We start from the raw sequence: 23,013 nt of genomic DNA, 5'->3' as shown, positions 1-23,013 counted from the left end.
ACAGAACAAGTCCGAGCTGGTTGACTGGGTTTCCGAGTGACCGTCCCGTCGTCGACCGTTTCGGCTGACTTGAGGATGATCTTGCAGTGCGCACCCTGCTCATAGTGTTTGGCATCTGGTTGCTGATCAACGTGCTTTTTGTCGTGATCATGCTGCCGCCGCGCAGGTCGCGCGGTCCGTATCCGCGCAAAACCGGCGCGCTTGCGCCGGTGCCGATCGATCAGCGTGGCTCTCCCTTTGAGGAGCAGGAAAAGTTCCTGCTCAGCCACGTCATCATCTCGATCGCCATGGGAGCGTTTTTCTCGCTCGCGCCGCCTTTGATCGAGGCCTTCGACTCGCTCAAGCGCTTCTTGCGCAAGCCTCGCGCATAACGGGGCGGCATCCGCCTCCCCGGGTTCCAGGCACGGCTCAATTGTTGCTGCGGTTCGCGGTCCGGAACGTCTTGACCTCGGATACACTGCCGTCCCGATAAGTCAGTTCGACGGACATGAACTGCGTCGCTGCCGGCAGCTTCTCATAGAGCTGCATGCCGGCAGTGATGGCAGACGGATCGCGAAGATCGCAGGGCGGCAGCTTCAGCACCTTGTCAGGCACCGCCGTGTCGATGCCGATCCGCGCTTCGCGGATCGCGCAGCGATACGACAGCAGATGGGAATAATAGACCAGCAGGCCGTTGAACTGGCGGAACGAGAGCCAGCTGGTGGCGGTCATGTCGAGGATCTTGCGCTGATCGCGGATCAGCGCGGCTTCAGGGTCGAACTTGATCGGGAACGGGCCCTGCATGTCGCCGGCGGCGTCGACGTAGCGAACCTCGATGGTGCCGGCCTGCGCATCCGCAGGCAGCTCGATCGAGGGGTTCGGCATCCGCTTGCGTGTGCGCGGATCGAGGGTGTCCATGAAACCGGTCTCGCGGAAATCGCTATTGCCTGCCATGCGCCAGGAAATGCCGACCGTGGGATCGGCGAAGGAGAACGTCACGCTCCAGCCGCCGTTGTGGCGCGAGAAGCTCGCGATCGGCGCGTTGGTGGTCTCCTCCCGCGGCACGCGCGGCACCGAGACGGGCGGCAGCGCGGCGACCTTCTGCGGCGGCGGATCGGCCGGTCGCGCAGCGGTTGCTGCGTCCTTGGCTGCACCGCTGAGGAAAACGTCGTCGACCATCTGGTCGAAATAAACCGGCACCTGCTTGTGCTTGACGGTGTCGGCCATCTCGCTGACCAGGCGGCGCGTGTGCTGCGCGACCTGCACGAGGTTTTCGCCGGGCTGCAGCAGCTCCTTGGCGAAGGTGCGCGTGAACACCGAATTGGGATTTGAATCGTCGTTGGAAAGCCGATCGAGCGCGGTCTGGCGCGGGCCGGCGGAGAACACCGAGAACACGCCCTCGGGCAATTGCGTCATCGGCGCAAGCCCGCCGCCGCCGGCGACCGCGCGCGTACCCGATCGTTCGAACGGATTGTTGCGGCAGGCATCGAACACCAGGATCGAGGTGCGTGCCTTCTTGTTCTGGAGACGCTCCACCACGCGATCCGCCAGAATGGAGGCATCGCGCACCAGCTCTTCCTGGCCTTCGGTCGCCGCCGGCACGTCGGTCGGCAGCAGATAGTTCTGGCCCGCGATCTCGAAGCCGTGGCCGGCATAGAAGAAGAACGCGGTGTCGCCGGGCTCGATGGCCCGGTCGAAGGCAAGCAGCGTCTCGGTAAATTGCTGACGGTTCTGGTTTTCGGCGACCATCACCTGGAAGCCGAGCTGCTTCAGCGTGTCGCCCATGGTGCGGGCGTCGTTCACGGCCTTCAGGAGTTTTGGAACGTTCTTGTAGTCGTTGTTGCCGACGACGAGCGCGACGCGCTTTTCGGCATGTGCGGCGCCTGTGACACCGCTGAGGCTCGCCGCCAGGCCGAGCGCTGCCAGAGTCCTCAAAAACCGCCGCGTCATCGTGACATTCCCCTTCAGAACGGCTCGCCCGCTTCCCGGCGGAACCCTGCGCCGTCGATGTGATAGTCGGTCCAATTGCATCGAGGGTTCAACCGCGCGGAGCTTGTCCATTCGCCATCTCGCCTATGGCAGATTCCCGCGGAATCTGCTCATTCTTGCGGGCATTCCATTGGGGACGAGGGGCTACCGTGTATCGCTGGTGCACCGACGAGGTCGAGCCGCTCGAACGCTTCGATTATTGGCGCGAGGTTCGCGCCAAGGGGCTGTTCGGGGTTACGGCGGAACTCGATCGCGAACGGCGCGGCGACTTCCATGGTGAGTTCTCGCTGAGCCAGGTCGGCGGCGGCGGACTGGTCGAGCTGAAAGCCTCGTCATACGCGGTCGAACGGAGCCATGCCGACATCGACCGCGCGCCGGGTGACAGCATCTGCGTCTACCAGCAGCTCGGTGGCGGCGGCTGGTTCGGCGGCATGCGCTCCAGCGATTTCGCGATCGCCAATGGCAGCTTCGCAACCAGCCACACCGACCTGCCCTACCGCACCAGGCCGTTGGGCGCTTCAGGCTTCCACCTGCGCATCCTGAAGATCCCCGTCCGCGGCCTTGCAACCCAGGACAAGCGCATGCGCGAGCTTGCGCCAAAACCTTTTAGCGATCCCGCTCTACACGCCCTGCTCGATGCCTGCTTTGCCGATCTCGGCGAGGCGGCCGCGAACGAAGCCTCCTCCGACTCCGCGCCGCTGGTGCAGGCGCTGGGACATTTGGCGCTGATCGAGCGCGGCATCGTCAGGCCGGGCAGCCGGCGCGGACAGGCCGCGCTCCGGACCGCCCGCCTGTCGCTGGCGCGGCGCCTAATCGCCCGCCATTTGCAGGACCCCGATCTGGCGCCGACGCGAGTGGCCGATCTGCTCGGCATCTCCGTGCGCCATTTGCACATGCTGTTCGAGGCGGCGGAGCGCAGCTTCTCCCAGACCGTGACCGAGGAGCGGCTAAAGCGAAGCCGCCTCCTGATGCGCGAAGCGCCGGAGCGGCTGATCGCCGACATCGCCGCCGCCTGCGGCTTCGAGAGCCTGGCGACGTATTACCGGGTTTTCAACGCCGCCTATGGCATGGCGCCCGGCGATTTCCGGACCAAGGCCGCACGGTTGCGTTAACCACCCGCCCGGCCGCTTGCTGCCGAAAAGCCAAGCCGCGCCCGTGATTTGAGCAAAAACCTTAGGGTTTTTAGGGTCTTCCCGCGCCCGCTCCATTGACTTTGGCGGATTCCTCCCTATGTTCCGGGTCGACGCGGCTCAGATCGAAGAGCGATTCCTGAGCCTTGCGCTTTGTTCGCGTGAGTCAGCACCCCCAGCTTCTTTGAGAGCGCGCCGTTTCGGGGTGGAACGCGACAGCCTTTTTACCCTCGATTCCGAACGGCGGTTTCGACCAGAGGCTCAATGTCCTTTTCCAATCTCGGACTCTCCGAAAAAGTCCTCGCCGCAGTAGCGGCCACCGGTTACACCAACCCCACCCCCATTCAGGAACAGGCGATCCCTCACGTCCTCGCACGCAAGGACGTGCTCGGCATCGCCCAGACCGGCACCGGCAAGACCGCAGCCTTCGTGCTGCCGATGCTCACCATCCTCGAAAAGGGTCGCGCCCGCGCGCGTATGCCGCGCACGCTGATCCTGGAGCCGACCCGCGAGCTTGCGGCGCAGGTGAAGGAAAACTTCGACCGCTACGGCGCAGGCCAGAAACTCAACGTCGCCCTGCTGATCGGCGGCGTCTCCTTCGGCGACCAGGATGCCAAGCTGACGCGCGGCGTCGACGTGCTGATCGCCACCCCGGGCCGTCTGCTCGACCATACCGAGCGCGGCGGCCTGCTGCTCACCGGCGTCGAGCTGCTCGTCATCGACGAAGCGGACCGGATGCTGGACATGGGCTTCATCCCCGACATCGAGCGCATCTGCAAGCTCGTCCCGTTCACGCGGCAGACCCTGTTCTTCACCGCGACCATGCCGCCGGAAATCCGGCGCATCACCGAGGCCTTCCTGCACAATCCGCAGAAGGTCGAGGTCTCCAAGCCCGCCACCACCGCCGTCACCGTGACGCAGTCGCAGGTGCCCGCCGGCCGCGAGGCGCATGAGAAGCGGGAGCTGCTGCGCCGCCTCTTGCGCGAGGCCAAGGATCTCAAGAACGCGATTATCTTCTGCAATCGCAAGCGCGAGGTCGCGATCGTTCACAAATCGCTTCAGAAGCACGGCTTCAGCGTCGGCGCGCTGCACGGCGACATGGACCAGCCCGCCCGCATGGCCGCGCTCGACCAGTTCCGCAAGGGCGAGCTGCCCCTCCTCGTCGCCTCCGACGTCGCCGCCCGCGGCCTCGACATTCCCGAGGTCAGCCACGTCTTCAATTTCGACGTCCCTCACCATGCGGACGACTATGTCCACCGGATCGGCCGCACCGGCCGCGCCGGCCGTACCGGCACCGCGATCTCGATCGTGACGCCGCTCGAGCAGAAGTCCATGGCCGCGATCGAGAAGCTGATCGGCCAGAGCATCCCGCGGGCCGAAGGCGACTACGAAATCCACGCGGAAGCCGGCGATTCGGCCGAGCGCCCGCGCGAGCAGCGCGGCCGTGAGCGTTCCCGCGGCGGACGCGGCAAGTCGCCGCGCGAGCGCGGTCAGCGCGGCCACGATCGTGAGCGCAGCCACGAGCCGCGCGGCGAGGCCCGGCCTTCAACCGAAGCGCGGCCGGCACGCGAGGCAAGGCCTCCGCGCGAAGCGAGGCCGTCGTCGGAGCCACGTCACGGCTCCCGCCCCCAGGGCAATCATTCGCACGTGCCGTCGATCGGTCGCCCCGAGCCGCGCCGCCAGCGCGAGGCCGACACCGAGCCCGGCGATCACTCGCATCTCCCCGCGTTTCTGCTGCGCCCGGTCCGCTCCCCGGCCGGCGCCTGACACCGCGATACACGCCTGAGTTGAACGGCCGAACGTTTACCGACCGTTCATCATCGTCCGTTAGCCTACGAACATAATTTAAAAGCATTGCTGCGGTCGATGGGCGCATCGACCGCCGTGGGGTATGTTCTGTGGTCAAAGTGCTCGATGAACACGAACGCACGATGGCGTTCGCCGAGGTGGCGCTCGGTCAGATCCGGTCGCTGAAGCAGACCGCAATTCCCCGCAATTACGAGATCTGGTACGTCTACGCGACCGGCTACAACGCGCCGCTCAACAAGATCATCAACGAGACGCTCGCGCGTCACGGCAAGCTGACCGAAGCCGATCTCGAGCAGATCTACGACACCTATCTCTCCCATATCAAGACGACCGACCGTATCGACAAGGTCGGTGCGCGCGTCATCGGCGAGATCGACGACGTCATGACGGTGTTAAGCGACGCACTCGGCATGACCGGCACCTACGACGCCAGCCTGTCGGGCGCCAGCGAGCAACTCGCCTCGGCGAGCAGCCGCGAGCAGATCAAGGCGATCGTCGAGGCGCTGTTGCGCTCGACCGGCGAAATGCGCGAGACCAACAAGGCGCTGGAAGACCGGCTGACCCTGTCGAAGAACGAGATCAGCAATCTCCAGCAGAGCCTGGAAGCGATCCGCGCCGAGAGCCTGACCGATCCCTTGACCGGCCTCGGCAATCGCAAATATTTCGACCGCATGATCGGCATGGCCGTGCAGAGCGCGCTTGCCGGCGACGAGCCGCTCTCGCTGCTGCTGCTCGACATCGACCATTTCAAGTCGTTCAACGATTCCTATGGCCACCTCACCGGCGATCAGGTGCTGCGGCTGGTCGGCCTATCGCTGAAGCAGACCATCAAGGGCCAGGACATCACGGCGCGCTACGGCGGCGAGGAGTTCGCGGTGGTGCTACCCAACACCGCGCTGCGCCAGGCTCTCACCGTCGCCGACCACATCCGCCGCGCCGTGATGGCGAAGGAGTTGAAGAAGAAGTCGACCGGCGAGATCCTCGGCCGCGTCACCATTTCCGTTGGCGTATCGATGCTGAAGCAGGGCGACGACACCGACGCGCTGATCGAGCGCGCCGATGCCTGCCTCTACGCGGCCAAGCGCAATGGCCGCAACCGCGTGATCTGCGAAGCCGATCCGGAATACGCGGTCGAGACGCATAACCGGGTGGCATGACGCGCGCGGCGCACCGCCGGCGCTTGACATTGCAACCTGACGAGCAACATCTTCCTCGCTGCCTGCTCAGCGAGGACCAATCGTCGTGCCCAATCCCCATGATTTTCACACGCCGCAGCCGTCCTACAGCAAGGACGAGCTGCTGAGATCGAGCGAAGGCGGCTATTTCGGCCCGGGCAACGCGCAATTGCCGGCGCCGCCGATGCTCATGATGGACCGGATCACCGAGATCAGCCTGGATGGCGGCGAATTCGGCAAGGGCCACATCGTCGGCGAGCTCGACATCGTGCCGGATCATTGGTTCTTCGACTGCCACTATCGCGGTGACGCGATGATGCCGGGAAGTCTGGGCCTGGACGCGATGTGGCAGATGATCGGCTATTGGCTCGGCTGGTCGGGCTCGCCGGGCAAGGGCCGCGCCATCGGCGTCGGCGAGGTCGAGGTGACGGGAGCGGTCACGCCGGAAACACGATCGGTGCGCTACGAGGTCGCCATGCGCATGGTCCGGCGCGGCAAGCTCGTGCTCGGCATTGCCGACGGCCGCGTGGTTGCGGACGGTGTCTGCGTCTTCGTCGCAAAGGACATGCGTGTCGGCCTGACCAAGGCCGCGGATTGAGATCTCGTAGGGCTGGCAAAGGCGCGCACGCGCCGTGCCCGCGATCTCGACCTGATTATTTCGAACCGTGGGCACATTTCGCTTTACCCACCCTACGCACCGTCTTCTTGGCAGCCTTCTTCGCTAAGGACTTCTTCGCCGCAGTTTTCTTCTTCGGCCGCTTCTTCACCTTGGCGCGCTGGGCGGCGGCAAGCGCCGCCCTCGCCCATTGCGCCAGCTCCTGGGAATCGTCGAACAGGCGCGCCGGCAGCTCCCAATAGGAATTCACCAGCACGGTCTTGGCGCGGGTCGAATACTGGAACGGCTTTGAGCCTTCCGCTTCAAAGTCGGGGATCGTCTGCTCGTCGGCGCGGAAGAACAGGCCGGCACGCAGGGACAGCGCGAAATTGATGCCGTCGGCGGAGATGCCGTAGCCGGAAAACATCTTGCGGATTGTGACCGGGCCGAAATCGGCGAACAGGTCGATCAGGAATTCGCGGTCCATGGCCCAACTCTCTCCCCATCGTCGTCCCTGCGAACGCAGGGAGCCATAACCACAGGGAGCAGTTTAGCGAAGACTGGTAGTCGCGCCAGCATAGTATTCACACCGCATGTCACGGAGAGACAACGCGGTATGGGTCCCTGCGTTCGCAGGGACGACGGCGGAGCGAAGAAGCGTGAGACGGGGCCTACCCGTCGATCTTGGCGGGACGCAGTTCGACAGACTCGCCGCAGCCGCAGGCGGAGATCTGGTTGGGGTTGTTGAAGACGAACTGGGCCTGCATCTTATCGGCCTTGTAGTCCATCTCGGTGCCGAGCAGAAACAGCACGGCCTTGGGATCGACCAGGATCTTGACGCCCTTGTCCTCGACGACCTCGTCGGTCGGGCGGATCTCGTGGGCATATTCGACCGTGTAGGACTGGCCGGCACAGCCGCCGTTCTTCACGCCGACGCGCAGGCCGACGATCTCGGAGTCCGCACGCTGCGTCAGCTCGCTGATGCGCTGGGCTGCGGCGTCCGTTAGCCGCATCACCTGAGGGCGCGGACGCCGGGGCTTTGGTGTCGAAGCTGGTGTCGCCTGGGTCATGTTATTTATTTGGTCCGTTCCGAAGCGAATTCAATGCGAGCAGAGACCGTCACCACATGTTGAGTACGAGGCGGGCCTCGTCGCTCATGCGCTCCGGCGTCCAGGCCGGCTCCCAGACGACCTTGACGTCGACCACGCCGACGCCGGGGACGCTGGCGACCGCATTCTCGACCATGGTCGGCAGCTCGCCGGCAGCCGGACAGTTCGGCGTCGTCAGCGTCATCTGCACGTCGACGGAACGATCGTCCTTGATCTCGACCTTGTAGATCAGGCCGAGTTCGTAGATGTCCGCCGGGATTTCCGGGTCGAACACGGTCTTGAGCCCGGCGATGATTTCACGGGTCAGCCGCTCGGTTTCCTCCGGCGGCAACGCCGAATGGGTCTCCATCGGATTGGCTTTGATTTCGGCCGTGTCACTCATGCGAACAAATCCCGCGCCTTGAGCAGCGCCTGTGCCAGATGATCGACTTCTTCCCGCGTATTATACATGCCGAACGAGGCCCGGCAGGTCGCGGTCACGTTGAACCGTTCTAAAAGCGGCATCACGCAATGGGTGCCGGCGCGAACAGCGATACCCTGACGATCGATCACGGTCGCGACGTCATGGGCGTGCGCGCCCTTGAGCTCGAAGGAGATCACCGGTCCCTTGCCGCGGGCCGTGCCGATCAGCCGCAGCGAATTGATCTCGCGCAGGCGATCCTGGGCATAGGCCGTGAGATCGTGCTCGTGCGCGGCGATGCGCTCCTTGCCGATCGAATTGACGTAGTCGATGGCGGCACCAAGACCTACCGCTTCGACGATCGCGGGCGTGCCCGCCTCGAATTTGTGCGGAGGATCGCCATAGGTGACGATCTCGCGCGAGACCTCGCGGATCATCTCGCCGCCGCCATTATAGGGGCGCATTGCGACGAGGTGATCGTACTTGGCCCAGAGCACGCCGATGCCGGTCGGACCGTACACCTTGTGCCCGGTGAAGACGTAGAAGTCGCAGCCGATGTCCTGGACATCGACCGGCAGATGCACCGCACCCTGGCTGCCGTCGACCAGCACGGGAATGCCGCGCGCGTGGGCGATCTTCACGACATCCTTGACCGGCACGATGGTGCCGAGCGCGTTCGACATCTGCGTGATCGCGACCAGCTTGGTCTTCGAGGTGAGCAGCTTCTCGAACTCGTCGATGAGGAAATTGCCCTCGTCGTCGACGGGCGCCCACTTGATGACGGCCCCCTGACGCTCCCTGAGGAAATGCCATGGCACGATATTGGAGTGATGCTCCATGATCGAGAGGACGATCTCGTCGCCCTCCCCGATGTTCGGCCCGCCCCAGGACGAGGCGACCAGGTTGATCGCCTCGGTGGCATTGCGGGTGAAGATCACTTCTTCCGTACGGGGCGCGTTGATGAACTGCGCCACCTTGGTGCGACCGCCCTCATAGGCTTCCGTCGCGGCATTGGCGAGGTAATGCAGGCCGCGATGCACGTTGGCGTATTCGCTCGTATAGGCCTGCGTCATGCGCTCGAGCACGGCGCTCGGCTTTTGCGCGGAGGCGGCGTTGTCGAGATAGACCAGCTTCTTGCCGTAGACCTGCATGGCGAGCGCCGGAAAATCCTGGCGCACGCGCGCGACGTCATAGGCCCCGTTCTCGACCGCAGGATGCGTGCTCATGACCGCCGCTCCAGCCAGCGCTCGGCGATGCCGATCACGTGCTCACGGAGCCCATCGTCCGCGATCTGCTCGATCGCCTCACCGACGAAGGCCTGGATCAGCAGCGCCTGGGCCTGCTTCTCCGGCAGGCCGCGAGCCTTGAGGTAGAACAGCAGGCTGTCGTCCAGCGCGCCGGCGGTGGCGCCGTGGCCGCAGGAGACGTCGTCAGCGAAGATCTCGAGTTCGGGCTTGTTGTCGGCCTCGGCTTCGTCCGAGAGCAGAAGCGCCCGGGTCATCATTTTGCCGTCGGTCTTCTGCGCATCGGGACGGACGATGATGCGGCCCTGGAACACCGAATGGGCGCGGTCGTCGATGACAGCGCGGAAAGTCTCGCGGCTGACGCAGTTCGGCACGGCGTGATCGACCACCAGCGTGGTGTCGCCATGCTCGGTCTTCTGCAGAAGATTGACGCCGTTGGCCGAGAGCTCGCTGCCCTCGCCCGCCAGCGTGATGAAGCCCTGCAGGCGGCTGACGGCGGCGCCCGTCGTCATGTTGAAGAAGTTCAGCTTGGTATTGGCGCCGACGGTCACGAAGTGAGAGGTGACATTCACCGCGTCAGGCGCATCGTCCATCAGTCGTATGTGGGCGACGTCAGCGTCATCACCGATCCAGAGCACCACCGCATCGTTGACTTGATACCCGCTAGCTTTTCCGGCAGCGACGAAGCTCTCGACAACAGTGGCGCGGGCGTTCTTGCCAATCTGCAGATGCGAGCGGGTGAAGGCGGACGCGCCCGCCGCCGTCGCGATATGCATGAGCTGGATCGGCGCCGACAGACGGGTGCCGTCGGCCACCGAGACCACGACGCCGTCGGTCGCCATGGCCGCATTGAGCGAAATCATCGCATCGGTCGACGTGGTCCGAAGGAGATCGCCGGCGGGGGGATTGGCCTCATTCGCGAGCATCTCGCGCAGCGTCTTGAGGCTGACCTCGGATGCGAGCGCCCTGACGTCAGACAGCTCGGCTGCGAACACGCCGTCGACCAGCACCAGCTTGCGGGCGCCGGCAATCGCATGCGCCTTCACGGCCTCAGTGGCGAGCTTCAGCGCGGCTGTATCCGGCACCGCTGCCAGCGGCAGCACCTCGCCGACCAGCGCGCGCAGGTCGGTGTATTTCCATTCCTCGATTCGGCGATGCGGCAGACCGAGACGCTCATAGGTCTCGAACGCCTCGCGGCGCACTGCTGCCACTCCCGGCGAACCCGGCAGGCGGCCTTCGGCGCTGGCGAAGAGATCGCTCACGGCGCGGCCCTTTCCGGTCTTTGCCACAGCAACGTTCATTGCAACCAATCCTTACGCGTCCTCGAACTGGGCGTAGCCGGACGCTTCCAGCTCCAGCGCCAGATCCTTGGCGCCGCTCTTCACGACCCGCCCCTTGGACATCACGTGCACCACGTCGGGCACGATGTAGTTGAGCAGCCGCTGATAGTGGGTGATGACGACCATCGCGCGCTTTGGCGAGCGCAGCGCGTTGACGCCGTCGGCCGCGATGCGCAGCGCGTCGATGTCGAGGCCCGAATCCATCTCGTCGAGGATGCACAGGCTCGGCTCGAACAGCGCCATCTGCAACACCTCGTTGCGCTTCTTTTCGCCGCCGGAGAAGCCGACATTGACGCCGCGCTTGAGCATGTCCTGCGGGATGTTCAGCGACTTCGAGACCTCGCGGACCTTCTTGAGGAAGTCCGGGGTGGAGTATTCATCCTCGCCGCGCGCCTTGCGCTGGGCGTTCAGCGCCGTGCGCAGGAAATTCATGGTGGCGACGCCGGGAATCTCGACCGGATACTGGAACGCCAGGAACACGCCCTTGGCGGCGCGCTCGTCCGGCGACATCTCCAGGAGGTCTTCGCCCTTGAACAGGATCTGGCCGTCGGTGACTTCATAGCCAGGCTTGCCGGCGACGACGTGCGAGAGCGTCGACTTGCCGGAGCCGTTCGGCCCCATGATCGCATGCACCTCGCCTTCGTTCACGGTCAGCGTCAGTCCGTGGAGGATCTCACGCTCCTCGACACGAACCTTGAGGTCTTTCACTTCAAGCAAAGCCATCTTGGTATCCAGTTTATTCAGATGATATTGGAGCGCGAGGCGCGCGCCGCCGGGTGGTCGGCAATCAGCCGACCGACCCTTCGAGCGAAATCGAGATCAGCTTCTGCGCTTCCACCGCGAATTCCATCGGCAGTTGCTGCAGCACGTCCTTGACGAAGCCGTTGACGACAAGGCCGACGGCCTCTTCCTGGCTGAGCCCGCGCTGGATGCAGTAGAACAGCACATCCTCGGAGATCTTCGATGTCGTCGCCTCGTGCTCGAACGTCGCCGAGGAGTTCTTGGCCTCGATGTAGGGCACGGTGTGTGCGCCGCATTTGTCGCCGATCAGCAGCGAGTCGCAGGCGGTGAAGTTGCGCGCCCCTAGCGCCTTGCGATGCGCGGTGACGAGACCGCGATAGGTGTTCTGCGACTTCCCGGCGGCGATGCCCTTGGAGATGATGCGGCTCGACGTGTTCTTGCCGAGATGGATCATCTTGGTGCCCGAATCGACCTGCTGGAAGCCGTTCGAGATCGCGATCGAGTAGAACTCGCCACGTGAGTTATCGCCGCGCAGGATGCAGCTTGGATATTTCCAGGTGATCGCCGATCCCGTCTCGACCTGGGTCCAGGAGATCTTGGAATTGGCACCGCGGCAGTCGCCCCGCTTGGTGACGAAATTGTAGATGCCGCCCTTGCCTTCCGAATTGCCGGGATACCAGTTCTGCACCGTCGAATATTTGATCTCGGCATCGTCATGGGCGACGAGCTCGACCACGGCGGCGTGCAGCTGGTTCTCGTCGCGCTGCGGCGCGGTGCAGCCTTCGAGATAGGAGACGTAGGCGCCCTTGTCGGCGATGATCAGCGTGCGCTCGAACTGGCCGGTGTTGCGCTCGTTGATACGGAAATAGGTCGACAGCTCCATCGGGCAGCGCACGCCCGGCGGCACGTAGACGAACGAGCCGTCGGAGAACACCGCCGAGTTCAGCGTCGCGTAGAAATTGTCCGAGGTCGGCACCACCGAACCCAGATATTTCTGCACGAGTTCAGGATGCTCGCGGATCGCTTCCGAGATCGGCATGAAGATCACGCCGGCCTTCTTCAGCTCGGCCTTGAAGGTGGTCGCAACCGAGACCGAATCGAACACGGCATCGACCGCGATCTTGCGACGGGCCGGGTCTTCCTCGCCCACCTTGGGCTCGATGCCTTCGAGCATGGCGACTTCCCGCAAGGGAATGCCGAGCTTCTCGTAGGTTTTCAGGATCTCCGGGTCGATCTCATCCAGTGACGAGACCGTCTTCTTCGGCTTCGGCGCCGCGTAATAGTAGAGGTCCTGGAAGTCGATCTTGGGATAGTCGACGCGGGCCCAGGTCGGCTCCTGCATGGTCAGCCAGCGCCTGTAAGCCTCCAGCCGCCACTGGAGCATCCAGTCGGGTTCGTTCTTCTTCTGCGAGATGAACTTGACGATCTCTTCCGACAGCCCCTTGGGGGCCTTCTCGGAGTCGATCAGGGTCTCAAACCCATAACGATACTGGTCGACGTCGATGCGCTTCACGCGCTCGACCGTCTCTTGTACGGCTGGCATTCCATCCTCCGCTCGCGGTTTCAAGGACCGCGGTGGATCAAACTCGGACTAATATTACGATGTTTCTGTGCGGAAAGCACGGCTTAGAACCGTTCAAGCCGTGTTTCGTCGCTTAGGGCTTAAGTAGGCTATTACCGAGCTTTCGCCAAGCCTCTAACGTCCTATTGATGTCCTCAGGTTCCGTGGACCAGCCCAGACTGAGACGCACCGCTCCCTGGGCCACGGCGGGGTCAAATCCCATCGCCGAGAGCACGTGGGAGGGCTGGACCTTTCCGGAGGAACAGGCCGACCCGGACGACACCGCCACGCCTTCGAGGTCGAAGCCGATCACGGCGGTTTCGGCCTTCAGGCCGGGAGCCGTGAACAGGACGGTATTCGGCAACCGATCTGCGGTCTCGGAGAAAATCGTTGTGCCAGCGATCGCGCGAAGGCCTTTTTCCAAGTGATCTCTGAGGCTTGATATCCGTTTCGCATCCTCCGGCAGAGCCTGAAGGGCAGCTTTCACCGCCGCTCCGAAGGCTGCAATCCCGGCAACATTCTCGGTTCCGGCGCGCCGATTGAGCTCCTGCCCGCCGCCGCGCAGGATCGGCTCCAACCCGGCGAGCCCTTCGCTGACCACCAACGCGCCCACGCCCTTGGGGCCGCCGATCTTGTGCGCAGAGAAGCTCGCAAGGTCCGCGCCCACCTGGTTAATATTGAACGCAATTTTGCCGAGTGCCTGGATCGAATCGACGTGCAGGAGGCCTCCGGCCTCGTGGACAACCAGCGCAGCCTCCGCCACCGGCTGGAGCGCTCCGGTTTCGTTGTTGGCGGCCATGATCGAGACGAGTGCCGGAGAGCCGCCCCCGAGCAGTTCCCGCAGGTGATCCAGATCGACCACGCCGGCGCGTGTGACCCGGATCTGCTTAATGCTCTCTGCGGGAAACCGGCCGCCTGCCAGCACGGAGGCATGCTCGATTGCAGAAACCAGGAGCCGCTGCACCGGCTCGCCCGACCGGCCGCGCAGGACGGGCGACAGCGCCAGCGCATTGGCCTCGGTTCCGGAGGACGTGAAGACGACGTTCCGCGGCCGCGCGCCGACCGCCGCTGCCAGCGTAGCGCGGGCCTCCTCGACCCACCGCCGCGCCTCCCGTCCCTCGGCATGGACCGAGGACGGATTTCCGATCAGCTCGTAGGCGGCCAGCATCGCCGCGCGTGCTTCGGCGCGCAGCGGTGTGGTCGCATTCCAGTCGAGATAGACGCGGCTTGACATGGCGCCCTCTTAGCACCTTTTGCCCCCGCGCCAATCGCGCGCCGCTGCACGTCAGGCCGGCTGTTGCTGCGCAATCCCTGCCGGGGAACGCAACACCATCCGCAGCCCGAACAGCGGACGCAGCCAGCCGATCCGCCGCACGATCTCGTAAGTCGCCGCACAAGTCAGCGCGGTGCCTGAGATCACGATCGCGGCCTCGCTTGCGGCGGAGAGCCCGCTGCCCTGCAGAGCATGCGCGATCATGATGATCGCGGTCTGGTGCACGATGTAATAGGGAAAGATCGCATCGGTCAGATAGCGGCGCACGGGGCCATCATCGGCCGCCAGATGGCGCCGCGCAAAGCCGAGAACCGCGACCATGGCCAGCCATTGGTAAGAGCCATAGGCCGAGCCGGCGAACCATTTCGGCACCGACGACGGCGCGAGCAAGCCGGCATAGACGAGGACGAAGATGCCGAAACAAGCGGCCGCGATTGTCAGCGCCAGCCATCGCTGCCGCTCGACGTTGCGCCAAAAGCCCTCCTGGCGCGCGAGCAGGAAGCCGATCAGGAACGCGCTCGCATAGTCCGCGTGGTTGTACCAGTCGCCGAACAGCGCGTGTGTCGAGGGGAAGATCGGCGCAAGGAAGAGCCGCCAGGCCGCGAACAACAGGCATGGCAGCACCAGCAGCCACAGCCCGGTAAGGACGGCCGCCAACCGCTCACCGATCCAGTCGGCGGCCGCCGGCCACAGCAACAGCACGCCAGCCAGGGCCATCGTGTAGACCCAGAGATAGACCACGAACCAGAGATGGTTCCAGGTTGGCTGCACGATGCAGGGGTTCGGACAGAATTGCGCGCTGAACAGCAGATAATGGTGGAGGTAATAATCGGCGAAACCGGCGGGATAGCCGAGCGCCTCGACAATCTGGAGATAAGATTGCGGCGGCACGATCACGAGCATGCCAAAGATCAGGGGTATCAACAGGCGCACCGACCGCGCCCGCGCGAAGGCGCCGAGCCGGATCTTGCTCAGCATGAAGCGGCTCGCGACGCCGGAGACCAGGAACAGCAACGACAGCCGCCAGGGATTGAGCACCAGCATCACCGGCTCGAGCCAGGTCAGCCGGTGCGCGCTCTTGATGTGAAATCCCCAGGACACGTAGAGCATGCCGACGTGGTAGAAGATCAGCAGCCCAAAGGCTAAAATCCGCACCCAGTCCAGATCGATACGTCGTTCCTGGTTTGATGCTTGCTGTGGTGTTGACATGAGTTTCTGCTCCGTAACGGGACGACATCAGTGGTTTTCGGGCCATGGCTGACGGCCAAAATGCGCCGGAGACGGAGCGCGTCGAGACGGTTTGGGATCAGGATCGACCGCGAGGGGACGAAGCGTCGGCGGCAGGGACAAGCGGTTGGCGTGGTGGGATCAGCGGCGACCGGACGACATTGGCCATCATCGCGGCCGTCGCGCTCGGCATCGGCGTCGTCAACGCCCTCTCCGGCGCACAGGATGCCACCTGGCGTGGCGAGCATGCCGAGGTCGGCCTGCGGCTGTTCTGGGAGACGACAAGCATCATCGTCATCCTGCTGCTGGTGCCGCTGCTGATGCTCGCGGTCCGGCGCATGCGCCGGACGACTGGCCTCGTGGCACGGACCGGTATAGGCGCAGCCGCCCTCCTCGGTTTCTCGGCCCTCCACATCGCCGGAATGGTGGGGCTGCGGAAGTCGATGCTCTGGCTCGCAGGCGGCGCCTACGACTTCCATTTTTCCCTGACGACAATTCTCTACGAGTTCCGCAAAGACGTGGTGACGGCCTCGCTGATCGGCGCAACGCTCTGGCTGATCGAAAGCCGTCGCGAGCTGCGCAATGCGGCGCGCGCCGCCCAGTCCTTGCCGGCCGCCCCGCCGGAGCAATCGCCCGATCTGATCTGGCTCCGGGACGGCACCAGCCGCATCCGCGTCGCACCGCGTGATATCCTGTGGGTGGCCTCCGCCGGCAACTACATCGAATACAGCCTCGCCAACGGCACCCAGCACCTCATTCGGGGCACGCTGGCTGCGACCGAAAGCGAGCTCGCCCGTTTCGCCATCGTGCGCGTTCACCGCACCCGGCTTGCCAATCTCGACCGGGTGAGCGGCGTGGATTTCAAGCCGTCGGGGGATTTCGAGCTTACCTTCGACAACGGCAAGACGCTGGGAGGCAGCCGCCGCTACCGGCCCGCGGTCGCCTCCCTCGGAGGCAGCGCCGCGCCCGTGTGAATCGCTCTCCGGATGACCCGGCGGCGGATAAACGATCGTGATTCCAATCGCTTGCGGACCCGGCACCGCCCCCGGATCATCCCCGCCTTGATCCCACCCACGATCGGCCGGACGCCGGGATGGCCGGCTAAGCTCTTGAGCGCATTGATAGATGTCGAAGATGCTTGCTTTTTGCCCCGCCGCCTATGTTAGAACGCGCACCGTCAAGTCACCGCGCGCCATCAGCGCATCACCGCGAGGCGCACGCCTTCTCACCCTTCCATTCGCGCTTTCGTCGGCATCCGCCGGCGAGGCCACAATCGGTTGATTGCCCAGGACCAGCTCTCCAGCACATCAATCAAGAGATCATCGATGCCTGAAGTTATTTTCACCGGCCCCGCCGGCCGTCTCGAAGGCCGCTATCACCCGGCCAAGCAGAAGAACGCGCCGATCGCGATGATCCTGCATCCGCATCCGCAGTTTCACGGCACGATGAACCATCAGATCGTGTATCAGTGCTACTACGCCTTTGCGCATCGCGGCTTCTCGGTGCTGCGCTTCAATTTCCGCGGCGTCGGCCGCAGCCAGGGCTCGTTCGACCACGGCACCGGCGAATTGTCGGATGCGGCGGCCGCGCTCGACTGGGCACAGACCATCAATCCCGAAGCGCGCGCCTGCTGGGTCGCCGGCTTCTCCTTCGGTGCCTGGATCGGCATGCAGCTCTTGATGCGCCGCCCCGAAGTCGAGGGTTTCATCTCGATCGCGCCGCCGGCCAATCTCTACGACTTCTCGTTCCTGGCGCCCTGCCCCTCCTCGGGCCTGATCGTGCACGGCGAGAAAGACGCCGTGGTGCCGCCCAAGGACGTCAACACGCTGGTCGAGAAGCTGAAGACCCAGAAGGGTATCGTGATCGACCAGCAGATCATCCCCGGCGCCAACCATTTCTTCGACGCCAAGCTCGAGCCGCTGATGGAGACCATCACGGCGTATCTGGACATGCGTCTGGCCAACGTGCGGTAAGGATGACATGGCCGCGTTCGTAGCCTTGCTGCGAGCCGTCAATGTCGGAGGCACCGGCAAGCTGCCGATGACCGAGCTCAAGGCGATGTGCGAGGAGCTCGGCTTTGCCGCCGTGCGCACCTACATCGCCAGCGGCAATGTAGTCTTCACCAGCCGCAAATCAGAATCAGCAATCAGGGCGGCGCTGGAAAAGCGTTTGCACGCCTATGCCGGCGCGCCGGTCGGTGTCCTCGTGCGCAGCGCTGCCGAGATGGCGGAAGTTTTGGCTGACAATCCGTTCCCGAAGGCCGCGCCCAATCGTACCGTCGCGATTTTCCTCGACAAGCCGCCGCCGACCGACGCGCTCGCCGGCATCCGCGGCCAGAAGAACGAAGAAGTGCGCCTCGGGCGCCGCGAGATCTACGTGCATTATGGCGACGGCATGGGAACGTCAAAACTCGTGATCCCCGCCGCAAAGACCGGCACCGCGCGCAATATCAATACGATCGCGACGTTGGCGGAGATGGCCGCCGAGCTCTAGGCCAGTTTCAACGCGATAATTCCCATCAGCACGAGCGCGATGCCGGCAAGCTTCATCGCGCTCAAGGTCTCGCCGAACAGCACGACGCCCATGACGAAGGTGCCGGCGGCACCGATGCCGGTCCAGACCGAATAGGCAACGCCGACCTCCAGCACCTTCAATGCGCGGCCGAGCAGGAACACGAAGGCCGCGAGGAGCACGAGCGAGACGATGCTCCAGCCGACGCGCGTGTAGCCTTCGGCGTATTTCATCGAGATCGCCCAGCCGACATCGAGTGCGCCGGCGATCATCAGCATCAGCCAGGCCAAGGGTTGCGACATCAGAGTCAGACCGCGAGCTTGAGCAGATGCGCGTCGTGGCGCATGAGGAAGGCATGCAGCAATTGCGGATAGTCGGCGCCGACGGCGGTGCGCACGCTCGGACGCTTCGCAAGCTCCGCGCGCCAGGCGCGGACCTTCGGCACGTCGCGGAAGATGCCGTGATCGGTCAGATCGTCGAACAGGTCGAAATAGCGGAAGACCGGCGCAAATACGGAATCGACGAGGCTGAACGCGTTGCCTGCGAAGAACGGGCCGGTACGGAGGGCCGCCTCCAGGCGCGTGAACTTCGCGGTGAGCGCCTGACGCTTGCTTTCGAATATCGCCGCGTCGGTCGTGGTCTCCAAGCCCCAGAGATCGCCGAGGATCGCCGAGCCGAACTCCATCCAGGCGCGATGTTCGGCACGCTTCAGCGGATCGCTCGGATGCAGCTTCGTCCCGCTTTGGGTCTCCTCGATGTACTCGCAGATCACGTTGCTCTCGAACAGCGCGACCTCGCCCTTGTCGGTCGTCACCACCAGCACCGGCACCTTGCCGAGCGGCGACAGTTTGAGAAACCAGTCCGGCTTGTTGGCGAGATCGATATCGATACGCTCGAACGGCACGCCCTTTTCCTTCAGCGCGATCACGGCCCGCTGCACGTAGGGACAAAGCTTGTGGCTGATCAGTTTGAGTGAGGCGGGCGTTTCAAGCGAAGACGTCATGGCGCGATCCGGCTGTTTGATGCAACTGCATCCAAGATAGATGCATTTTGCATGCATCAGTCAAGTCGATGCGTCCGCATTGACCGAGCGGGACATTCAGGGTCGCGCGATCACGCCCCCGGTCATCGGCATCGGCACGCCCGTGGTGGTCGGATAGGACAGCGGCAAGCCCTTCAGGCCCCGCGCGGCGAGGAAGCCGAAGGCCTGGGCCTCGATGGCGTCGGACGCCCAGCCGAGCGTCTCGGCGGCTTCGACGGTGGCCGATCCCACCCGCTCGCGCAGCATCCGCAGCATGGTGAGGTTGCGGGCGCCGCCGCCACAGACGATCCAGCTGCGCGGCCGCCGCGGCAGCAGCGGAATGACGCGAGCGATCGCGCTTGCGGTGAAGGCCGTGAGTGTGGCCGCGCCGTCGGCCGGTGCGACGTCGCCAAGCTTCAAGGCCGCAAAGTCGTTGCGGTCGAGCGATTTCGGCGGCGGGGCTGCAAAGAACGGCAATTCCAGCGCCCGCGCGATCCAGGCCTCGTCGGCCTTGCCGAGGGCTGCGAACTTGCCCTCCGCATCGAATGCCTGGTTCATGGTGCGGTACATGAAATCGTCGAGCAGCGCGTTGCCGGGGCCGGTGTCGCAGGCGATCAGCGTGTCGTTGCCGTCGATATAGGTGATGTTGGAGACGCCGCCGATATTGACCACGACGATCGGCCCCTCGCGCGCGAGCGAATTGGCGAGCGCCCGGTGGTAGACCGGCACGAAGGGCGCCCCCTGCCCGCCGGCCTCGACGTCGGCGGCGCGGAAGTCGTGCATGACGGGGATATGGATCGCCCTGGCCAGGGCCGGCGCATCGCCGATCTGGACCGTCAGCCGCCGCTCGGGCCGGTGCAGCACGGTCTGGCCGTGGAAGCCGACGATGTCGATCTCCTCCGGCTTCATCCGGTTCTGGGCGACGAAGGCGGCCACCGCCTCGGCATGCGCCTGCGTCACCGCGCGCTCGGCCTCGGCCAGGATCCCCGGCCGGGCGTCGCGTTGCGACAGGTTCACGGCCTCCGACAACGCCTGGCGCAACAGGCTACGCTCGGCCGGGCTGTAGGGCCGGTAGCCGGAGGGCCCGAACGCCTTCACCTGCTTGCCGTCGGTTTCGATCAGCGCGACGTCCACCCCGTCCAGCGAGGTGCCGCTCATCAACCCGAGTGCCGTCAACATCATGGGATCAGCATCCTCAAAGACCCGCTCCGGCATGCCGATCTTGTGCCAGAGGGACACATCTTATAATGCCACAGCGCCAAGTGGCGGGCAGCAATCGGGTTCCCACCCAAGACTCTTAAATTGCTCCCGAAACAGTAAACCAAGAATTGTCAGGCACGCCGACAGATGACTGCATTTAAATCGGATTTCCTCAACACCCTGCAGGAACGTGGATTCATCCACCAATGCTCCGATTTCGAGGGGCTGGACGCGCTCGCCGCCAAGGGCGAGGCAACCGCCTATGTCGGCTACGACTGTACCGCTCCCTCGCTCCACATCGGCAACTATTTGACCATGATGATGCTGCACTGGCTGCAGCAGTCCGGCAACAAGCCGATCACGCTGATGGGTGGCGGCACTACCATGGTCGGCGATCCCTCCGGCAAGGACGAGACGCGCGCGATCCGCACCGTCGCCGAGATCGAGGCCAACAAGGCTTCGATCCGCGGCGTGTTCGCGAAGGTGCTGCGCTATGGCGAAGGCAAGAGCGACGCCATCATGCTCGATAACGCAGAATGGCTGACCAGGCTGAATTGGATCGAGATGCTGCGCGATGTCGGCAAGCATTTCTCGGTCAACCGCATGCTGACGATGGACTCCGTGCGCCTGCGCCTCGAGCGCGAGCAGGAGATGAGCTTCATCGAGTTCAACTACATGATTTGCCAGGCCTACGACTTCGTCGAACTGGCCAAGCGCACCGGATGCAAATTGCAGATGGGCGGCTCGGACCAGTGGGGCAACATCATCATGGGGGTCGATCTCGGCCGCCGCATGGGCACGCATCAGCTGTTCGCGCTGACGACGCCGCTGCTGACGACCGCATCGGGCGCCAAGATGGGCAAGACCGCACAAGGCGCAGTGTGGCTCAACGCCGACCAGTTCAGCCCTTACGACTTCTGGCAGTACTGGCGCAACACCGAGGACGCCGATGTCGGCAAGTTCCTGAAACTGTTCACGACGCTGCCGATGGCCGAGATCAAGAAGCTCGAGGCGCTCGGTGGCTCGGAGATCAACGAAGCCAAGAAGGTGCTGGCAACAGCAGCGACCGCGCTCCTGCACGGCCGCGAGGCTGCGAACGAAGCCGCCGAGACTGCACGCCGCACCTTTGAGGAAGGCGCACTCGCCGAGAGCCTGCCGACCGTGGAAATTCCGCGCGGCGAACTGGAGACCGGCCTCGGCGTGCTCAACGCCTTCGTCAAGGCCGGTCTCGTCGCCTCCAACGGCGAGGCGCGGCGCCAGATCAAGGGCGGCGGGCTGCGCGTCAACGACGAGCCAGTGACTGACGAAAAGATGGCGCTCACGCCGGCCAATCTGACGCCCGAGGGCGTGATCAAGTTGTCCTTCGGCAAGAAGAAGCACGTCCTCATCCGGCCTGCATAGGCGTATGACCTTTTTATGCTTGTCAGGTCGCATCGAAGCGCGCTCCCTGATGAGCAATGGATCAGAAGACGGCCAGGGAACGTGACGGCACACAGCAAGGCGCGGTGCGCACCGCGCTTGTCGTGCTCGCGCTGTGCTTCACGCTGGCCGTCCTCGGCCGGGGCTTAAGTGAAAGCTTCACCGTCTTTCTCAAGCCGATCTCCGAAACTTTTCACTGGGACCGCGCGCAAGTCGTCTCGATCTATTCGCTGACCTGGCTCATCAGCGGACTGACGGCGCCGCTGGTCGGCCGGCTGTTCGATCATTCCGGACCACGCATCGTCTATGCGCTCGGCCTGTTGCTGCTGGGCTCGGCGTTCCTGATCGCAGGCCACGCGCAGGCGCTCTGGCAATTCCAGCTCTCGATCGGACTCTGCGTCGGCATCGGCGTCGCCTTCATCGGCAACGTGCCGAACTCGATCCTGCTCGGCCGCTGGTTCGGTCCAAAGCTGCCGACCGCGATGGCGGTGGTCTATTCCGCCATGGGGGGCGGCGTGCTGGCGCTGCTGCCGGCTTCGCAGCTCCTGATCGATCATCTCGGCTGGCGCGCGACCTATCAGGTCTACGGCTTCGCCGCATTGGGCCTGCTGGTGCCGCTGATGCTGCTGCCATGGCGCCTGTTCGCGGCGGGCTCGCCGCACGTGGTGAAGAAGACCGATCCTGATTTCATCGACGACGGGTGGACGCTTCTCAGCGCGATGCGCCATCACGCCTTCTGGGCGCTGTTCTCCACGTTCTTCTTCACCGCGGTCGGCATGTATGCGATCGCAGCCCAGATCGTCGCTTACCTGATCGATGCGGGCTTCCCGCCGCTCCAGGCCGCGACCGCCTGGGGCTTTTCCGGCGTGGTACTGGTGTTCGGGATGCTGGGCGTCTCCGCTCTCGACGGGCTGATCGGACGACGGCCATCGGTGCTGCTGAGCTACGCGATCTCGATCCTCGGCATCGCCCTGCTCTGGCTATTGCAGTACTCCCCCAACCTCATCCTGCTCACCGGCTTCGTCGTTTGCTTCGGCAGCATGATGGGGTCGCGAGGACCGCTGATCACGGCGACTGCGATGAAGATCTTCCGGGGCAAGCGGGTCGGAACCATCTACGGCACCATCTCGATCGGCAGCGGCCTGGGTTCGGCGTTCGGCTCCTGGAGCGGTGGCCTGATCCACGACGCGACTCACGGCTATAATGCGCTGCTCGTGTTCGCACTTGCGAGCGTGGTGCTTGGAATGATCCCGTTCCTGATCGTGCCCGCCTTGCGACGATAGGTTTCAT

General features: G+C 64.3%; 23 protein-coding genes. 10 read left to right on the top strand and 13 right to left on the bottom strand.

The annotated features are described in order from the left end of the window. The first annotated feature begins 86 nt into the window (after positions 1 to 86). Positions 87 to 371, top strand: coding sequence for a hypothetical protein (locus IF809_RS03970; RefSeq protein WP_462836880.1), 285 nt, complete (start codon positions 87 to 89; stop codon positions 369 to 371). 37 nt (positions 372 to 408) lie between these two features. On the opposite strand, the gene IF809_RS03965 is transcribed toward IF809_RS03970, so the two are convergent. Then, positions 409 to 1,929, bottom strand: coding sequence for a caspase family protein (locus IF809_RS03965; protein ID WP_462836879.1), 1,521 nt, complete (start codon positions 1,927 to 1,929; stop codon positions 409 to 411). A gap of 188 nt (positions 1,930 to 2,117) precedes the next feature. On the opposite strand from IF809_RS03965, the gene IF809_RS03960 reads away from it, so the two are divergent. From IF809_RS03960 to fabA, 4 genes are all read left to right on the top strand, one after another. Further along, on the top strand, positions 2,118 to 3,080 hold the full coding sequence (locus IF809_RS03960; protein ID WP_462836878.1) for a helix-turn-helix transcriptional regulator: 963 nt from the start codon (positions 2,118 to 2,120) through the stop codon (positions 3,078 to 3,080). A 282-nt stretch (positions 3,081 to 3,362) separates the two neighbouring features. Further along, the gene (locus IF809_RS03955; RefSeq protein WP_462836877.1) at positions 3,363 to 4,865 is read left to right on the top strand and encodes a DEAD/DEAH box helicase; all 1,503 of its coding nucleotides are present in this window, start codon (positions 3,363 to 3,365) and stop codon (positions 4,863 to 4,865) included. Positions 4,866 to 4,996: 131 nt separating this feature from the next. Further along, positions 4,997 to 6,064, top strand: a complete 1,068-nt coding sequence (locus tag IF809_RS03950; RefSeq protein ID WP_453979081.1) for a GGDEF domain-containing protein — start codon at positions 4,997 to 4,999, stop codon at positions 6,062 to 6,064. Positions 6,065 to 6,149: 85 nt separating this feature from the next. After that, positions 6,150 to 6,680: a bifunctional 3-hydroxydecanoyl-ACP dehydratase/trans-2-decenoyl-ACP isomerase gene (gene fabA, locus IF809_RS03945; protein WP_453979082.1), complete on the top strand. Its 531-nt coding sequence runs from the start codon at positions 6,150 to 6,152 to the stop codon at positions 6,678 to 6,680. A 55-nt stretch (positions 6,681 to 6,735) separates the two neighbouring features. On the opposite strand, the gene IF809_RS03940 is transcribed toward fabA, so the two are convergent. The 9 genes from IF809_RS03940 to IF809_RS03900 form a co-directional block, all read right to left on the bottom strand. After that, a complete protein-coding gene (locus IF809_RS03940) occupies positions 6,736 to 7,164 on the bottom strand; it encodes a TfoX/Sxy family protein (protein WP_462836876.1) in 429 nt (142 codons plus the stop codon). 184 nt (positions 7,165 to 7,348) lie between these two features. Beyond that, positions 7,349 to 7,747, bottom strand: coding sequence for a HesB/IscA family protein (locus IF809_RS03935; RefSeq protein WP_083514086.1), 399 nt, complete (start codon positions 7,745 to 7,747; stop codon positions 7,349 to 7,351). A 49-nt stretch (positions 7,748 to 7,796) separates the two neighbouring features. Continuing rightward, positions 7,797 to 8,168, bottom strand: a complete 372-nt coding sequence (locus IF809_RS03930) for an SUF system Fe-S cluster assembly protein (protein WP_092229105.1) — start codon at positions 8,166 to 8,168, stop codon at positions 7,797 to 7,799. Continuing rightward, positions 8,165 to 9,412, bottom strand: a complete 1,248-nt coding sequence (locus tag IF809_RS03925; RefSeq protein WP_462836875.1) for a cysteine desulfurase — start codon at positions 9,410 to 9,412, stop codon at positions 8,165 to 8,167. Before IF809_RS03925 ends, IF809_RS03930 begins: the two co-directional genes overlap by 4 nt. Beyond that, positions 9,409 to 10,731 (bottom strand): Fe-S cluster assembly protein SufD, encoded by a 1,323-nt coding sequence (gene sufD / locus IF809_RS03920; RefSeq protein ID WP_462836874.1) that lies wholly within the window; start codon positions 10,729 to 10,731, stop codon positions 9,409 to 9,411. Before sufD ends, IF809_RS03925 begins: the two co-directional genes overlap by 4 nt. 12 nt (positions 10,732 to 10,743) lie before the next feature. Then, positions 10,744 to 11,493: a Fe-S cluster assembly ATPase SufC gene (gene sufC / locus IF809_RS03915; RefSeq protein WP_462836873.1), complete on the bottom strand. Its 750-nt coding sequence runs from the start codon at positions 11,491 to 11,493 to the stop codon at positions 10,744 to 10,746. Between the two features lie 64 nt (positions 11,494 to 11,557). After that, on the bottom strand, positions 11,558 to 13,054 hold the full coding sequence (gene sufB / locus IF809_RS03910; RefSeq protein WP_128966035.1) for a Fe-S cluster assembly protein SufB: 1,497 nt from the start codon (positions 13,052 to 13,054) through the stop codon (positions 11,558 to 11,560). A 112-nt stretch (positions 13,055 to 13,166) separates the two neighbouring features. Continuing rightward, a complete protein-coding gene (locus IF809_RS03905) occupies positions 13,167 to 14,306 on the bottom strand; it encodes a cysteine desulfurase family protein (protein WP_462836872.1) in 1,140 nt (379 codons plus the stop codon). 51 nt (positions 14,307 to 14,357) lie between these two features. Then, the gene (locus IF809_RS03900) at positions 14,358 to 15,554 is read right to left on the bottom strand and encodes an acyltransferase family protein (protein ID WP_462836871.1); all 1,197 of its coding nucleotides are present in this window, start codon (positions 15,552 to 15,554) and stop codon (positions 14,358 to 14,360) included. Positions 15,555 to 15,598: 44 nt separating this feature from the next. Here IF809_RS03900 and IF809_RS03895 point away from each other — a divergent pair, with 44 nt between their 5' ends. The 3 genes from IF809_RS03895 (at position 15,599) to IF809_RS03885 (ending at position 18,065) form a co-directional block, all read left to right on the top strand. Then, positions 15,599 to 16,546 carry a LytTR family DNA-binding domain-containing protein gene (locus tag IF809_RS03895; protein ID WP_462836870.1) on the top strand — a complete coding sequence of 316 codons (948 nt, stop codon included), beginning with the start codon at positions 15,599 to 15,601 and terminating at the stop codon, positions 16,544 to 16,546. Between the two features lie 351 nt (positions 16,547 to 16,897). After that, positions 16,898 to 17,545, top strand: coding sequence for an alpha/beta hydrolase (locus tag IF809_RS03890; protein ID WP_024337874.1), 648 nt, complete (start codon positions 16,898 to 16,900; stop codon positions 17,543 to 17,545). Positions 17,546 to 17,552: 7 nt separating this feature from the next. Then, positions 17,553 to 18,065, top strand: a complete 513-nt coding sequence (locus tag IF809_RS03885) for a DUF1697 domain-containing protein (RefSeq protein ID WP_453979089.1) — start codon at positions 17,553 to 17,555, stop codon at positions 18,063 to 18,065. Here IF809_RS03885 and IF809_RS03880 read toward each other — a convergent pair. From IF809_RS03880 to IF809_RS03870, 3 genes are all read right to left on the bottom strand, one after another. Beyond that, positions 18,062 to 18,385 (bottom strand): DMT family transporter, encoded by a 324-nt coding sequence (locus IF809_RS03880; RefSeq protein WP_462836869.1) that lies wholly within the window; start codon positions 18,383 to 18,385, stop codon positions 18,062 to 18,064. The genes IF809_RS03885 and IF809_RS03880 overlap by 4 nt on opposite strands. 5 nt (positions 18,386 to 18,390) lie before the next feature. Continuing rightward, the gene (locus IF809_RS03875) at positions 18,391 to 19,086 is read right to left on the bottom strand and encodes a glutathione S-transferase family protein (protein ID WP_462836868.1); all 696 of its coding nucleotides are present in this window, start codon (positions 19,084 to 19,086) and stop codon (positions 18,391 to 18,393) included. A gap of 96 nt (positions 19,087 to 19,182) precedes the next feature. Beyond that, positions 19,183 to 20,286 carry an anhydro-N-acetylmuramic acid kinase gene (locus IF809_RS03870; RefSeq protein ID WP_453979092.1) on the bottom strand — a complete coding sequence of 368 codons (1,104 nt, stop codon included), beginning with the start codon at positions 20,284 to 20,286 and terminating at the stop codon, positions 19,183 to 19,185. A 165-nt stretch (positions 20,287 to 20,451) separates the two neighbouring features. Between IF809_RS03870 and tyrS the strand changes: the two genes are divergently transcribed. Further along, complete coding sequence (gene tyrS / locus IF809_RS03865) at positions 20,452 to 21,705, top strand: tyrosine--tRNA ligase (protein ID WP_462836867.1); 1,254 nt, start codon at positions 20,452 to 20,454, stop codon at positions 21,703 to 21,705. Positions 21,706 to 21,761: 56 nt separating this feature from the next. After that, the gene (locus IF809_RS03860; RefSeq protein WP_462836866.1) at positions 21,762 to 23,006 is read left to right on the top strand and encodes an MFS transporter; all 1,245 of its coding nucleotides are present in this window, start codon (positions 21,762 to 21,764) and stop codon (positions 23,004 to 23,006) included. Positions 23,007 to 23,013 lie beyond the last annotated feature (7 nt).

This window comes from Bradyrhizobium sp. UFLA06-24 (assembly GCF_054967145.1).
This window is presented reverse-complemented; position numbering and strand designations above follow the sequence as displayed.

Coding starts and splice junctions, on each gene's coding strand:
- IF809_RS03965 (WP_462836879.1), bottom strand. CDS start 1,929: ATGACGCGGCGGTTTTTGAGGACTCTGGCAGCGCTCGGCCTGGCGGCG.
- IF809_RS03955 (WP_462836877.1), top strand. CDS start 3,363: ATGTCCTTTTCCAATCTCGGACTCTCCGAAAAAGTCCTCGCCGCAGTA.
- IF809_RS03940 (WP_462836876.1), bottom strand. CDS start 7,164: ATGGACCGCGAATTCCTGATCGACCTGTTCGCCGATTTCGGCCCGGTC.
- IF809_RS03935 (WP_083514086.1), bottom strand. CDS start 7,747: ATGACCCAGGCGACACCAGCTTCGACACCAAAGCCCCGGCGTCCGCGC.
- IF809_RS03930 (WP_092229105.1), bottom strand. CDS start 8,168: ATGAGTGACACGGCCGAAATCAAAGCCAATCCGATGGAGACCCATTCG.
- IF809_RS03925 (WP_462836875.1), bottom strand. CDS start 9,412: ATGAGCACGCATCCTGCGGTCGAGAACGGGGCCTATGACGTCGCGCGC.
- sufD (WP_462836874.1), bottom strand. CDS start 10,731: ATGAACGTTGCTGTGGCAAAGACCGGAAAGGGCCGCGCCGTGAGCGAT.
- sufC (WP_462836873.1), bottom strand. CDS start 11,493: ATGGCTTTGCTTGAAGTGAAAGACCTCAAGGTTCGTGTCGAGGAGCGT.
- sufB (WP_128966035.1), bottom strand. CDS start 13,054: ATGCCAGCCGTACAAGAGACGGTCGAGCGCGTGAAGCGCATCGACGTC.
- IF809_RS03905 (WP_462836872.1), bottom strand. CDS start 14,306: ATGTCAAGCCGCGTCTATCTCGACTGGAATGCGACCACACCGCTGCGC.
- IF809_RS03900 (WP_462836871.1), bottom strand. CDS start 15,554: ATGTCAACACCACAGCAAGCATCAAACCAGGAACGACGTATCGATCTG.
- IF809_RS03895 (WP_462836870.1), top strand. CDS start 15,599: ATGGCTGACGGCCAAAATGCGCCGGAGACGGAGCGCGTCGAGACGGTT.
- IF809_RS03890 (WP_024337874.1), top strand. CDS start 16,898: ATGCCTGAAGTTATTTTCACCGGCCCCGCCGGCCGTCTCGAAGGCCGC.
- IF809_RS03885 (WP_453979089.1), top strand. CDS start 17,553: ATGGCCGCGTTCGTAGCCTTGCTGCGAGCCGTCAATGTCGGAGGCACC.
- IF809_RS03880 (WP_462836869.1), bottom strand. CDS start 18,385: ATGTCGCAACCCTTGGCCTGGCTGATGCTGATGATCGCCGGCGCACTC.
- IF809_RS03875 (WP_462836868.1), bottom strand. CDS start 19,086: ATGACGTCTTCGCTTGAAACGCCCGCCTCACTCAAACTGATCAGCCAC.
- IF809_RS03870 (WP_453979092.1), bottom strand. CDS start 20,286: ATGATGTTGACGGCACTCGGGTTGATGAGCGGCACCTCGCTGGACGGG.
- tyrS (WP_462836867.1), top strand. CDS start 20,452: ATGACTGCATTTAAATCGGATTTCCTCAACACCCTGCAGGAACGTGGA.
- IF809_RS03860 (WP_462836866.1), top strand. CDS start 21,762: ATGGATCAGAAGACGGCCAGGGAACGTGACGGCACACAGCAAGGCGCG.